We start from the raw sequence: 12,647 nt of genomic DNA, 5'->3' as shown, positions 1-12,647 counted from the left end.
GGGAAAACTTTCCCTTTGTCATTCCTGGAACGGAGCACGCCATGAGCGAGCAGCACATCGTCACCGAGATCAACGACGCGGTGATGACCATCCGCATGAACCGCGCGGACAAGAAGAACGCGCTGACCAGTGCGATGTACGAAGGCCTCGCTGCCGGCTTTCGCGCCGCGGCCGCCGATCCGGCGGTGCGCGTGGTGTTGCTGACCGGCAGCGGCGACAGCTTCAGCGCCGGCAACGATCTGGTCGACTTTCTGAAGAACACGCCGACCGACGCCGCCAGCAGCCCGGTGATGATTTTCATGGCGACGATGGCCGCGTTCCCGAAGCCGGTCGTCGCGTCCGTCAACGGCCTGGCGATCGGCGTCGGCGTGACCATGCTGCTGCACAGCGATCTGGTTTATGCGACCGCCGGCGCGCGCTTCCAGCTGCCGTTCACCAACATCGGCATCTGCCCGGAATTCGCCTCCAGCCTGCTGATGCCGACGATGATCGGCCACCAGCGCGCCGCCGAACTGCTGATGCTCGGTGAGGTTTTCGATGCGAACAAGGCCAGGGAAGCGCTGATCGTCAACGAGGTGCTGGCCGATGTCGAGCAGCTCAATGCGCGCGCACGGGCGGTCGCGTCCCAGCTCGCGCAGCAGCCGCCGAACGCGCTGCGCACCACCAAGGCGCTGCTGAAGCGCTGGCCGCAGGCCGCGGTCGCCGAGGCGATCAAGTTCGAGGCCGAGCACTTCATGCCGATGCTGAAAATGCCGGAAGCGCTGGAAGCGATCGGCGCCTTCATGCAGAAGCGCAAGCCGGATTTCAGCAAGTTCAGCTAAGCAAGTACCTCAGCTGTAGGAGCGGGCTTGCCCGCGACTGAGGCCTAACCGGCACTGTCGCGGGCAGGCCCGCTCCTACTAGGGCCGCGTCAGTAACCCAGCTGCTTCGCCGCCAGATCCTTCATCACTTCGGACGCGCCGCCGCCGATCGACAGCACCTTGGTCTCGCGAAACACGCGCTCGACCTTGGCGCCGCGCAGAAAGCCGGCGCCGCCGAAGATCTGCACCGCCTCGCCCGCCACCGCCTCCAGCGTGCTCGTCGCCAGATTCTTCAACAGGCACAGATCGGCGACTGGCGTCTGCTTCTGCGACACGCGCCAGCACAGCAGATCGAGCTGCGCTTTCACCGCGTCGATACGCGACTTCATGTCGACCAGCTTGTGGCGTATCACCTGGCGCGTGATCAGCGGCTTGCCGAAAGTCTGGCGCTCGCGCGCATAGGCCAGCGACTCGTCGTAGCACAGCTGCGCGCTGGCCCAGGCCTGCGCCGCCAGCATCAGCCGCTCGTAATTGAAGTTCATCATGATCGCCATGAAGCCGGCGTTCTCCGGCCCGATGCGATTCGCCACCGGTACGCGGCAAGCGTCGAAATAAAGCGTCGCGGTATCCGAACACCACCAACCCATTTTTTCCAGCTTGCTGCGGGTAAAGCCGGGCGTGCCGGCCTCGACGACCAGCAATGAAATGCCGGCAAGTCCCGGCTCACCGGTGCGCACCGCGAGCGTGACGAAATCCGCGCGCATGCCGGATGTGATGAAGGTCTTCTGCCCGTCGACGACGTAATGATCGCCCTCGCGCCGCGCCCGCGTGCGCAGATTGGCGACATCCGATCCGCCGCCGGGCTCGGTGATCGCCAGCGCCGCGATGCGCTCGCCGCTGAGCACCGGCGCCAGGAACTTCTGCTGCTGTTCCGGCGTGCCGGCATGCACCAGCGGCGGACTGGCGATGCCATGCGACAGCAGGCTCGCGATCAAGCCACCGGCGCCGGTGCGCGCCAGCTCCTCCAAGACGATCAGCTGGTAGAACGCATCCGGCACCTCGATGCCGCCGGCGCTGGCGGGAAAGCCGACGCCGATCAGCCCCGCTTCGGCGGCCTTGCGATGCAGCTCTCGCGGCAGCTCGCCGGCGGCTTCCCAGGCGTCGATATTCGGGGTGCATTCGCGCTCGACGAAACGCCGTACCTGCTGGCGAAAGGATTCGTGCTCCTGATTCAGGAACGGCGATAACGCGGCTTTCATAACAACCCCGGGAACAGCCACCAGCTGCGCTTTTTGTAAGCGGCCCACTGCGGATAGCGCGCCATGCTGGCCTCCTTCAACGCCATGTTCGGCGCGAACAGGCCGAGCCAGAACAGCGCCAGAATCGCCACAGGCAACCAGTGCCAGACCAGCAGCGCGAAGCTCGCGTAGACCATCATTTCGCCCAGATAATTCGGGTGGCGCACATGGCGGAACATGCCATCGCTGATCAGGCCCCGCTGCAGGCGCAAGGTATAAAACTTCTGCGCATCGGCCGCGATCATGATCACGCTGCCGAGCAGGCCCAGCGAAACGCAGACGCAGAACCAGGCGCCATCGGCCAAGGGATAGCGCGGCGATGCCGTGCCGGAAATCAGCAGCCAGCCGAAGCTCCAGTACAGCGCAAGACCGAAAGCGGCGACGACACTGCTGGGCAAGGTGATGCGCCGCTGCCAGTTCGCATCGGGAAAACACAGGTCCTTCAGCAGCCAGCACAGACCGTAGCTACCGTGCAATGCGAGATAAATCCAGGCCGCTACGCTCGTTGCCGAGGCAACGCCGTGAGACGAGTACCACCACATCAGCGCCGCGTAGAACGCGAACGAGCCGCCTTTCTGCGCGTTGATGATCCACGAGAATTTCAGAGGCCGAGGGCCGCCGCCGAGATCGTACAGCAGCCGCTCGCTGGCGCGACGCAGCGCCAATGCCCAGGCCGGCGCGTGCGTGCTCACGTTTTCTTCTTCAGCACGTCGAGAGCGGCCGGCGGCTTTTCGCGGTGAAAACCGCTGAACGCCGCGTTCGCCGGCTTGCCGCTCAACGGAAACAGCTTGGTGTTGAGACTGGCGCCGCCGTCGATGCACAAGGTCGCGCCGGTGACGAACGAGGCCGCGTCCGACAGCAGGAACACGATCGCCGCGCTGATTTCGGCTTCGCTACTCAGGCGCCCCAGCGGGATCGCCGCCGCCATCTGCGGCAGCACGACACTGGAGAAAGAAGGATCGTAGGCATCGAGCCCGGACGAGGCGACGAAGCCCGGCGCAACCGCATTGACGCGCGTGCCGCTGGCACTCCATTCCACGGCCAGCGTCTGCGTCAGATTCATCATGCCGGCGCGCGCCGCGCCGGAGTGCGCCATCGCCGGCATGCCGCCCCACATGTCCGCGATCATGTTGACGATGGCGCCGCCATGTTTCATGAAGCGCCGCAGATACAGCTCGCGCGCCATCAGGAAACCGCCGGTCAGATTGGCGCCGAGCACCGCCTCGAAGCCTTTCTTGCTGATCGCCTGCGCCGGCGACGGGAACTGTCCGCCGGCATTGTTGACCAGGCCGTGGATCGCGCCGTGCTGTTCGAGCATCGTCGCGACGGCCTGCTTGACCGCGTCTTCGTCGCGAATGTCGAAGGCCATCACCGTGGCGGCGCCACCGTCATCACGGATCTCGGCGGCGACGCGCTCGAGCTTGTCGAGCTTGCGTCCGGTGATGATGACGGTCGCACCGAGCGCCGCCAGTTCGTGCGCGGTGCAACGGCCGATGCCCGAGCCGCCGCCGGTGACGACGTAACAGCGTCCGGCAAACAGCCCGGGCGCGAACACGCTGCGATAGCGCTGGCTCATCGCCGCGATCAGAGCTTGCTGGCGTCGAACAGCGTCGCGATGCGCTGCGCCAGCATCATGTCACCGTCGAGCTGCAGCTTGCCGCTCATGAACGCGCTCATGCCGCTGAGTTCGCCCTTGAGCATCTGCACCAGATCATCGTCGGCCATGGTCAAGGCGACGTCGGACGAGGCGGCAGTGCCGTCCCTGACTTCGCAGGTCCCGTTCCTGATCACCACGTAGGCCGGCTTGGCGATGTTGAACTGGATCGTGCAGTCGGTACCGGCCGCGGCGCCGGAGTCGAGGGCGGCGGGCAATTTGGCGAGGAAGTCGTTGGCGCTCATGAAATGCTCCTGGTTACGAAAAGAAGAGAAGACAAAACCCGTTCATCCCGAGTAGCCCGCTTCAGCGGGCGTATCGAGGGACGCATCGAGCGACGATCCGATCCCTCGATACGCCGGGCAAGCCCGGCTACTCGGGACGAACGGAAAGCCGTGGTGAACTTGCTATGCATCCGGCCGTATCTGCACCAGCAACTGCCGCGTCTTGACCTGCTGCCCGGCCTGCACGCCGATGCTCTCGACGACGCCGGCGATCGGCAGCACCAACTGGAATTCCATCTTCATCGCCTCCAGCGCGGCCAGTGGCGTGTTGCGCTCGACGCGCTGCCCGATTTCGACATGCACGGCGACGATCCTGCCGTCGGAGTGCGCGAGCAGTCGGCCGTCGGAACCGGCCGCGGCCGCCGCGGCCGGCGCCAGCGTCTGGTCGATGTAGCAAGCCGTCATGTCGCCGTCGTCGATCCAGATCGCCGCACCGTCGCGCGCGACGCGCAGGCTGCGGTGCACACCGTCCAGCACATAGGTACAGCCGGCGGCACTGCTGGCGACGACTTCGATCGCCAGACTCCGCTCGCCGATGGCGACGCTGAAAAAGCGGCCATCGCGCACGCGCAGCTGCGGACGCAGCTGCTGGTCGCCGCATTTCAGCAGACAGGGCGCGGCGGTTTCATGCGAGCTGTGCCAGCCGACGAATTCGTCGGCGAGCTGGTGCTGCCCGGCCAGCGCGCGCGCGTCGTCCAGATACAGCGCGATCGCGGCGAGCGCGCCATGCAGGTCGGCAGCCGGTGCGGCGATGCGCTGCGCGAAATGCTCGGCGATGAAGCCGGTCGAGAATTTGCCGTCTGCAAATGCCGGATGCGCGATGATCGCGCGCAAAAAATCCTTGTTGCTGGTAACGCCGAGCAGCACCGTCTGTTGCAGCGCCTGCAGCAGACGCGTGCGCGCGGTTTCGCGATCCGCGCCCCAGGCGATGATCTTGGCCTGCATCGAGTCGTAGAACGCTCCGATCTCCAGGCCGCTGTAAAGTCCACTGTCGACACGGATGCCCTCGCCTGCCGGCGGCTGCCAATGCAGCACGCGGCCGGTCTGCGGAAGATAGTCGCGTGCCGGATCTTCCGCGCACAGGCGCACTTCGATCGCCGCGCCGCGACGCCGCGCGTTGATTTCGGCTTGCGACATCGGCAGTTTTTCGCCGCGCGCGATGCGCAACTGCCACTCGACCAGATCGACGCCGTAGACCCGTTCCGTCACCGGATGCTCGACCTGCAGGCGCGTGTTCATTTCCAGAAAGTAGAACGCGCCATCGGCGGCGAGCATGAACTCGACGGTGCCGGCGCCGACATAAGTTACCGCGCGGGCAGCGGCCACCGCCGCATCGCCCATGCGCGCACGCAGCGTCTCGTCGACCGCCGGCGATGGCGCCTCCTCGACGACTTTCTGGTTGCGCCGCTGCACCGAACAATCGCGCTCGCCCAGATGCACGATCTGCCCGTGGCGATCGCCGAATACCTGGATTTCGACGTGGCGCGCATCGACGACGGCTTTCTCGACCAGCAGCTCGCCGCTGCCGAAAGCACCGTCGGCTTCCGAGCGCGCCGAGGCGATGGCGGCGGCGAGCTGTGCGTCGTCGTGCACCAGGCGCATGCCGCGGCCGCCGCCGCCGGCCGCGGCCTTGATCATCACCGGCAGGCCGATACGCCTGGCCTCGCGCAGCAAGGTCTCGTCGCTCGGCGCTTCGCCGGCCGCGCCCTGATAGCCCGGCACACACGGCACGCCGGCATCGAGCATCAGCCGCTTCGACGCCGACTTGTTGCCCATCGCGGCTATCGATTCCGGATCGGGGCCGATGAACACCAGCCCGGCCTGCCGCACCGCCAGCGCGAACTCGGCGCGCTCGGACAGGAAGCCGTAGCCCGGATGAATCGCGTCGGCGCCGACGCTTTTTGCCGCGGCGATCAGCTTGTCGATGACCAGATAGGATTCGCCGACCGGCGCCGCGCCGATGCGCACTGCCTCGTCGGCGCACTTCACGTGCAGCGCCTCGCGATCGGCGTCGGAGTACACCGCGACCGTGCGGTAGCCGAGCCGGCGCGCACCCTCGATCACGCGCACCGCGATTTCGCCGCGATTGGCGACGAGTACCTTGCTGAAATCCGTTGCGGCGCTCATCAGCCGGCCTCGTGAGGCGATGCCCATCGGGCGGCGCGCTTCTGCATGAAAGCGGAGATACCTTCGGCGGCCTCGGCGCCACGCGTGCATTCGGAGAATTGCACGGCCGCGGCGTCGAGCCGCGCGTCCAGATCGTGACGCCCGGCATTCATCAGGATCGCCTTGGTGATCGCGTTGGCCTGCGGTGCGCAGCGCAACACCGCCGCGATCGTAGCCGCCACGCCGGCATCCAGCGCTGCGCTGTCGTCGTAGCATTCGTGGGCCAGGCCGAGCCGCCGCGCCTCGATGCCGTCGAACTGCGCGCCGCTCAAACACAGCCTCCGCGCCTGCGACAGGCCGATGCGCGCCGCGACGAAAGGCGCGATCTGCGCCGGCGGCAGGCCGCGCGTGGTCTCGGGCAGACCAAAGCGTGCCTGCGCCTGCGCCAGCGTGATGTCGGCGACGCAGGCCAGGCCAAAGCCGCCGCCGAGCACCGCGCCTTCGCAAACGGCGATGACGACCTGCGACGCCGCCTCGACCTGTTGCAGCATCGTGCCGAAGCGGCGATTCAGCGTCGCCACCGGATCGCGGTCGCCGGGGGTCTTCGCGCCGGAGCCCAGGCTCTTTAGATCGGCGCCCGCGCAGAAATGGCCGCCGGCACCGCGCAGCACGACGACGCGCACGTCGAGGCGATCGCGGACCGCATCGAACACGGCGCCGATTTCGGCGAGCATCTGCGGGTTCATCGCGTTGCGCGCTTCAGGGCGATTCAAGCGCAGATGCAAAACACCGTCATCGAGCGACAGCGCGATACTCTCGGTCTCCGGCAACCGCAGTTCAGCGGACGACATCAGGCGGCCTTCGCGTCGATCGGTTTTTTCTTCTTGCCCGGCAGGATGTTCATCATCTTGCAGATGATGCCGAGCATGATTTCGTCGGCACCGCCGCCGATCGAAATCAGCCGTGAATCGCGGAACGAGCGCGCCACGCTGCTCTCCCACATGTAACCCTGGCCACCCCAGAACTGCAGGCAGCCGTCGCTGACTTCGCGGCTGACGCGGCCGACCTTGAGCTTGGCCATGCTCGCCAGCATCGAGGCATCACGGCCGGCGACGTATTCCTCGGTCGCCTGATACACCAGCGCCTTCAGGCATTCGACTTCGGTGCGCAGCTCGGCGAGGCGGAAGTGGATGTACTGGTTGTCGACCAATGGCGCTCCGAAAGCCTGGCGCTGGCGCGTGTACTCGATGGTCTCGTTGATGATGTTGAACAGGCTGTCGATGCCGCTGGCGGCGCCGAACAACCGCTCCTCCTGAAACTGGAACATCTGGTACATGAAGCCCATGCCTTCCTTGCCGATCAGGTAGCGCTGCGGCACACGCACCTCGTCGAGAAAGATCATCGCGGTGTCGGAGGCGCGCATGCCGAGCTTGTCGAGCCTGGTCTTGCGGTCCACGCCTTTTGCATCCATCGGCACCACGATCAGCGACTTGTTCTGATGCGCCTTGCCTTCGCCGGTGTTGACCAGCATGCAGGCCCAGTCCGACTGGCAGCCGTTGGTGATCCACATCTTCGAGCCGTTGATCACGTAGTCGCCGCCGTCCTTGCGCGCGGTGGTCTTGATGCTGGCGACATCCGAACCCGATCCTGCTTCGCTGACCGCGACCGAGCAGACACGCTCGCCGGCGATCGTCGGCGTCAGGAATTCCTGGCGCAGTTCGTCGGAGCCGAAGCGCGCCAGCGCCGGCGTCGCCATGCTGGTCTGCACGCCGATCGCCATCGGCAGGCTGCCACCGATGCAATTACCCAGCGCCTGCGCGAACACCACTTCGTAGCTGTAATCGAGCCCCAAACCGCCATAGGCTTCGGGCCGGGTGATGCCGAGCAGGCCGAGCTTGCCCATTTTCGCGAACACCTCGCGTGCCGGGAACTGGCCTTCGCGCTCCCATTCGGCAATATGCGGATTCAGCTCGTTCTGCACGAACTTCTTGGTGGTGTCGTACAGCGCACGGTGTTCGGCGGTCAGCAGCATGGATGTCTCCTCAAGGCGGTTCTAATTTTCATCAACACACCCCGTTCGTCCCGAGTAGCGGGGCTTGCCCCGCGTATCGAGGGATCGGATCGCGGTCGGATCCCTCGATACGACCACTGCGTGGTCTACTCGGGAGGAACGCAGGGTGGTTGGGAGTTCTGATTTCACAAAGCATCAAAACCGCGCGACGCCGAAGCTGCTGCCCAGCAACTCGCGCGCCGCGCTCTCGCGGCACACCGACAGGCACAGGCCCAGCACCTTGCGCGTGTCGCGCGGATCGATCAGGCCGTCGTCGAACAGCCGCGCGGTCGCAGCAAAGGCATGCGATTCCTTGTCGAACTGGCCGACGATATTGCCGCGGATCGCGGCCAGCATCTTTTCGTCGGTTTCGCTCATCTGCTTGCCCTGCTTCAGCCATTTGTCGCGCGTGATGATCTCCATCACGCTGGCCGCCTGTTCGCCGCCCATCACCGCGGTGCGCGCGGTCGGCCAGGCAAAAATGAAATGGGGGCCGAAGCCGCGGCCGCACATGCCGTAGTTGCCGGCGCCGAAAGACGCGCCGATGACGATGGTCAGCTGCGGCACGGTCGCGTTGGCAACGGCCTGAATCATTTTCGAGCCGTGCTTGACGATGCCGCCCTGCTCGCTCTCGGTGCCGACCATGTAGCCGGTGGTGTTCATCAGATACACGATCGGCACGCCGGCCTGGCAGCACAGTTGAATGAACTGCGCCGCCTTGGTCGCGCCGCGCGCGGTGATCGGGCCGTTGTTGGAAATGATGCCGATGCGATGGCCGTGCAAGGTCGCGCGTCCACAGACGGTCTGGCTGTCGTAGTCAGTCTTGAAGTCGAGAAACTCCGAGCCGTCGACCAGCCGCGCGATCACTTCACGGCAGTCGAACGGCTTTCGGTAATCCGGAGGCACCACGCCGCAGAGTTCCTCGACGTCGTACAGCGGCGAGCGCAAGGGCAGCAGATCGAGCTTGGGACGACGCGCATTCCAGTTCAGATTGGCGACGATCTCGCGAGCGATGCGAATGCCGTCGGCATCGTTCTCGGCGAGGAACTCGGTCGTGCCCGCCGTCTGCGCGTGCATCTCGGCACCGCCAAGTTCCTCCTCGTTGGCGATCTCGCCGGTCGCGGCTTTCAACAGCGGCGGCCCGGCCAGAAACACCTTGGCGCGCTTGCGCACCATCACCACGTAGTCGGAAAGTCCCGGCATGTAGGCGCCACCGGCCGTCGATGATCCATGCACGACGGTGACCTGCGGAATACCGGCGGCGGACAGACGCGCCTGGTTGGCGAAGGTGCGGCCGCCGGGAATGAACACCTCGGCCTGGTACATCAGATTGGCGCCACCGCTTTCGATCATCGACACGATCGGCAACTTCTGCTGTAGCGCGATCTCCTGAATGCGCAGGCCTTTCTGCACGCCCCAGGGTGTCATCGTGCCGCCCTTGATCGCCGAGTTCGACGCGGTGACGATGCAGCGCACGCCGCTGACGTAGCCGATGCCGGCGATGGTATTGCCACCGGCCAGCGCGCCGTCCTTGTCGTCGTGCATGCGATAGCCGGCCAGCGTCGACAGCTCCAGCCAAGGCGAGCCGCGATCCAGCATCAGGTGCACGCGCTCGCGCGGCAGCAACTGCTTGCGCTGATGAAAGCGCTCGCGCTTGCTCTCTTCTTCGGCGCGGCCTTTGGCCTCGACCGCGCGCCAGTCGGCGATCGCCCTGAGCATGCCTTCGCGATTCTGCCGGTAGCTGTCGCTATTGCTGTCAATGCGGCTTTCGAGTGTCGGCATGTCCGTTACTTTCGGGCTACTTATTGGGGCGCTGGTTTGTACGCGAGCGTGGCTGCGATGTCGTCGCTGACCGCCACCGGCAGGTCGAGCAGCATCTGGGCGAAGGCCTTGCCCTGCGGATCGGTGCGCAGGCTGCAGGCGCCGCCGCCGCCCAGCGCGTGATGCAGCAGGAAGTTGAAGCTGTTCGTGCCGGGCAGTTCCCAGCGCTCGACCTTGCCCTGCGCGCCGCCGGCCAGCACGTGCGCGAAATAGTCGCGTACCGCGTCGGCGCTCAGCGCGGCGCGCAGATACGGCAGGAATTCGGCACGGCGCGCGATCACGCCGATGTTGGCGTGGTTGCCCTTGTCGCCGGACCGCGCCAGCGCGAGTGCGCGCAAAGGCAGCTGCCTGCCTGCATCGTCGATCACCGGCGTCTCCGGCCGCGACGGCGATGCGACGGCCTGCCGGTATTCATCGGCCGTCGACACTTGTATCGCCTTGCGCTGCCCGCCGACGACAATCTCAACCGGCACGCCGCTCTTCGGCACGTAGGTGGAATACAGCCGCGGAATCATGCTCGGCTCGGGACGACCGGCGCTGAAATAGCCGGTGAAGCCCGGCGCCATGCCGGTCGCGGCCTGCGCGATTTCGCGTGCGAACAGCTTCAGCGCTTTCGGGTTGCGATGCTGCACGACGATCTTGACGACGACTTCGCGCGTCGCTGCCGCAGCTGGCCGCGCATGCGGGCCGTAGCTTTCCTCGGCACCGATGCAATGGATGTCGACGCCACTGAAATCGCCGAGCTGCGCTTCGAGCAACTGGCGCCGGACCTTGTCGACGATGCCGTTGGCCGACGCGCGTCCCTTCTTGGCCGCCTGTTCGCCGCCAATCATGTACATCGCCGCGCAGCGCAGGCCGTCGGGATAGGTCGCCGAGACTTTGTAGGACCCGGTCGGCGCATGGCCGCGCGCGCCGCTGACACTGACCTGGTCCGCGCCGGCCTGCTCCAGCTTCACCTGCGTGAAATCGCAGACCACGTCCGGCAGGAAATACGCCGACGGATCGCCGATTTCATAGAGCATCTGCTCGCAGACGGTGTGCGGCGTCACTGCGCCGCCGCTGCCCTCGGGCTTGGTGATGAAGAACTCGCCGCTGCTTTGAACCTGCGCGATCGGAAAGCCCATGTCGGCGTAACCGCTGGCGACGCTTTCCCAGTCGGTGAAATTGCCGCCGGTGACCTGCGCGCCGCATTCCAGCAGGTGGCCGGCGAGCGAGCCGGCGGCGAGCTTGTCGTATTCGCGATCGGTCCAGCCGAATTCGCGGATCAGCGGGCCGAGCACCAGCGCCGAATCGACGCAGCGGCCGGTGATGACGATGTCCGCTCCGGCGGCCAGGGCGGCGGCGATCGGGAACGCGCCGAGATAGGCGTTCATCGACACCAGGTTGCCGGGCTGCGGCTTGCCGGTTTCGATTTCAACGCAGTCGGAGAACTCGCGACGGCGCGGCAGCAGGTCGTCGCCGAGCACGACGCCGACGGTGATCGCGACGCCGGCTTTCGCGGCCGCCTCTTCCAGCGCTTTCTTGCAGGCCAGCGGATTGACGCCGCCGGCATTGGCAACGACCTTGATGCCGCGCTCGCGCAGCGCCGGCAGCAGCGGCGCCATCACGTGCTCGACGAAGTCGGTGGCGTAGCCGTCGTCGGTGCTCTTCATGCGCTTGGCCGCCATGATCGACATCGTGATTTCCGACAGATAGTCGAACACCAGATAGTCGATCGCGCCGCGCTCCGCCAGCTGCGCCGCCGCGGTATTGGTGTCGCCCCAGAACGCCGAGGCGCAGCCGATACGCACCGATTGTGTTGCCGCTTGCCGCATGCCGGGTTTCTCCTCCGGTGCATGTCGTTCTTGTATGGCGGCATGATTTGCCAGCCGTTACACAATGTCAAGACACTGTGTCCGATTTTGTGCAGACCGGGTGTAGCCCGGGGGCCATCGACAACGCTTTGGGGGCAACACAACCCGGATTGCACCCGGGCTACTTTCGGGATTACTTCTTTTTCTCGGGCTCGTACATCGCGTGCCAGACCACGTGCGCCAGCGCCTGTGCCAGGGAGCGGCGACGTTGCGGCGTGGCGCCGCGTCCGAGCTGGTAGCAGACCGCGTCGACCATCAGCGTCAGCGCCTCGGCGACTTCGCGGGCGACGCCTTCACGCAGGCGGCCAGCGTCGAGAATGCGATCGTGCGCAACGCGGCTGCCCTTGAGCACGCCGCCTAGCAGTTCCTTGAAGGCTTTCTCCGAGTCCGCGTCGTAGGACGAGGTCTCCACCAGGGCGCGCATGACGCTGCGGTGGCGGTCGTAAACGTCGAGGACGTCGAGCATCGCGTCGGCCAGGTCGTCGGGCCGCGCGGTGTCGGCGATGCGCCACCAGCCGTTGCAGGCGGCCATCAGTTCTTCGGTGACGCGCGCCGCCAGGCGCTGCACCAGCGCACCCTTGTCGGCGAAGTAGATATAGAACGTCGAGCGCGCGATGCCGGCCTGGCGCGACAGCTGCTCGACGCTGAGTTCGGTGAAGCTCAGGCCGCTGTCGAGCAGTTGCTCGGTGGCACGCAGCAGCGAACGCTCGACCTGTAATTGCTTGTCGACACGCTGGGCACGCGATGCACGGGTGATGGAGGCCACGGGTCTCACGGTTGG

The 12,647-nt window shown here is 66.0% G+C and carries 11 protein-coding genes; 1 reads left to right on the top strand and 10 read right to left on the bottom strand.

Annotation, left to right across the window (positions count from 1 at the left end):
• The first annotated feature begins 41 nt into the window (after nt 1-41).
• Entirely contained in the window at nt 42-821 is a 780-nt protein-coding gene (locus ACQZF9_RS07500; RefSeq protein WP_428312622.1) for an enoyl-CoA hydratase, read from the top strand.
• Between the two features lie 89 nt (nt 822-910).
• Here the strand turns inward: ACQZF9_RS07500 and ACQZF9_RS07495 are convergent, their stop codons facing one another.
• The 10 genes from ACQZF9_RS07495 to ACQZF9_RS07450 all read right to left on the bottom strand — a co-directional run bounded on the left by ACQZF9_RS07495 (nt 911) and on the right by ACQZF9_RS07450 (nt 12,632).
• Nucleotides 911-2,059, bottom strand: coding sequence for an acyl-CoA dehydrogenase family protein (locus ACQZF9_RS07495; RefSeq protein WP_428312621.1), 1,149 nt, complete (start codon nt 2,057-2,059; stop codon nt 911-913).
• On the bottom strand, nt 2,056-2,790 hold the full coding sequence (locus ACQZF9_RS07490; protein WP_428312620.1) for a methyltransferase family protein: 735 nt from the start codon (nt 2,788-2,790) through the stop codon (nt 2,056-2,058). Before ACQZF9_RS07490 ends, ACQZF9_RS07495 begins: the two co-directional genes overlap by 4 nt.
• Nucleotides 2,787-3,674 carry an SDR family oxidoreductase gene (locus ACQZF9_RS07485; protein ID WP_428312619.1) on the bottom strand — a complete coding sequence of 296 codons (888 nt, stop codon included), beginning with the start codon at nt 3,672-3,674 and terminating at the stop codon, nt 2,787-2,789. Before ACQZF9_RS07485 ends, ACQZF9_RS07490 begins: the two co-directional genes overlap by 4 nt.
• 8 nt (nt 3,675-3,682) lie before the next feature.
• Nucleotides 3,683-3,997, bottom strand: coding sequence for an SCP2 sterol-binding domain-containing protein (locus ACQZF9_RS07480; protein WP_428312618.1), 315 nt, complete (start codon nt 3,995-3,997; stop codon nt 3,683-3,685).
• A gap of 162 nt (nt 3,998-4,159) precedes the next feature.
• Nucleotides 4,160-6,163 carry an acetyl/propionyl/methylcrotonyl-CoA carboxylase subunit alpha gene (locus tag ACQZF9_RS07475; protein ID WP_428312617.1) on the bottom strand — a complete coding sequence of 668 codons (2,004 nt, stop codon included), beginning with the start codon at nt 6,161-6,163 and terminating at the stop codon, nt 4,160-4,162.
• Nucleotides 6,163-6,993: an enoyl-CoA hydratase/isomerase family protein gene (locus ACQZF9_RS07470; protein WP_428312616.1), complete on the bottom strand. Its 831-nt coding sequence runs from the start codon at nt 6,991-6,993 to the stop codon at nt 6,163-6,165. The genes ACQZF9_RS07475 and ACQZF9_RS07470 overlap by 1 nt, the downstream gene beginning before the upstream one ends.
• The gene (locus ACQZF9_RS07465; RefSeq protein ID WP_428312615.1) at nt 6,993-8,174 is read right to left on the bottom strand and encodes an acyl-CoA dehydrogenase family protein; all 1,182 of its coding nucleotides are present in this window, start codon (nt 8,172-8,174) and stop codon (nt 6,993-6,995) included. The genes ACQZF9_RS07470 and ACQZF9_RS07465 overlap by 1 nt, the downstream gene beginning before the upstream one ends.
• Nucleotides 8,175-8,348: 174 nt before the next feature.
• Complete coding sequence (locus ACQZF9_RS07460) at nt 8,349-9,974, bottom strand: acyl-CoA carboxylase subunit beta (protein ID WP_428312614.1); 1,626 nt, start codon at nt 9,972-9,974, stop codon at nt 8,349-8,351.
• A 20-nt stretch (nt 9,975-9,994) separates the two neighbouring features.
• Nucleotides 9,995-11,827: an acyclic terpene utilization AtuA family protein gene (locus tag ACQZF9_RS07455; RefSeq protein ID WP_428312613.1), complete on the bottom strand. Its 1,833-nt coding sequence runs from the start codon at nt 11,825-11,827 to the stop codon at nt 9,995-9,997.
• Between the two features lie 172 nt (nt 11,828-11,999).
• Nucleotides 12,000-12,632 carry a TetR/AcrR family transcriptional regulator gene (locus ACQZF9_RS07450; RefSeq protein WP_428312612.1) on the bottom strand — a complete coding sequence of 211 codons (633 nt, stop codon included), beginning with the start codon at nt 12,630-12,632 and terminating at the stop codon, nt 12,000-12,002.
• Between the last annotated feature and the right edge of the window lie 15 nt (nt 12,633-12,647).

The organism is Hydrocarboniphaga sp. (assembly GCF_965279055.1).
Classification (GTDB): domain Bacteria; phylum Pseudomonadota; class Gammaproteobacteria; order Nevskiales; family Nevskiaceae; genus Hydrocarboniphaga.
The sequence above is the reverse complement of the archived record's forward strand: the minus strand, read 5'-3'. Positions and strand labels throughout refer to the sequence as shown.

Excerpts from the sequence above, each read along its gene's own strand:
- ACQZF9_RS07475 (WP_428312617.1), bottom strand. The coding sequence starts at position 6,163 with ATGAGCGCCGCAACGGATTTCAGCAAGGTACTCGTCGCCAATCGCGGC.
- ACQZF9_RS07480 (WP_428312618.1), bottom strand. The coding sequence starts at position 3,997 with ATGAGCGCCAACGACTTCCTCGCCAAATTGCCCGCCGCCCTCGACTCC.
- ACQZF9_RS07465 (WP_428312615.1), bottom strand. The coding sequence starts at position 8,174 with ATGCTGCTGACCGCCGAACACCGTGCGCTGTACGACACCACCAAGAAG.
- ACQZF9_RS07495 (WP_428312621.1), bottom strand. The coding sequence starts at position 2,059 with ATGAAAGCCGCGTTATCGCCGTTCCTGAATCAGGAGCACGAATCCTTT.
- ACQZF9_RS07455 (WP_428312613.1), bottom strand. The coding sequence starts at position 11,827 with ATGCGGCAAGCGGCAACACAATCGGTGCGTATCGGCTGCGCCTCGGCG.
- ACQZF9_RS07460 (WP_428312614.1), bottom strand. The coding sequence starts at position 9,974 with ATGCCGACACTCGAAAGCCGCATTGACAGCAATAGCGACAGCTACCGG.
- ACQZF9_RS07485 (WP_428312619.1), bottom strand. The coding sequence starts at position 3,674 with ATGAGCCAGCGCTATCGCAGCGTGTTCGCGCCCGGGCTGTTTGCCGGA.
- ACQZF9_RS07500 (WP_428312622.1), top strand. The coding sequence starts at position 42 with ATGAGCGAGCAGCACATCGTCACCGAGATCAACGACGCGGTGATGACC.
- ACQZF9_RS07470 (WP_428312616.1), bottom strand. The coding sequence starts at position 6,993 with ATGTCGTCCGCTGAACTGCGGTTGCCGGAGACCGAGAGTATCGCGCTG.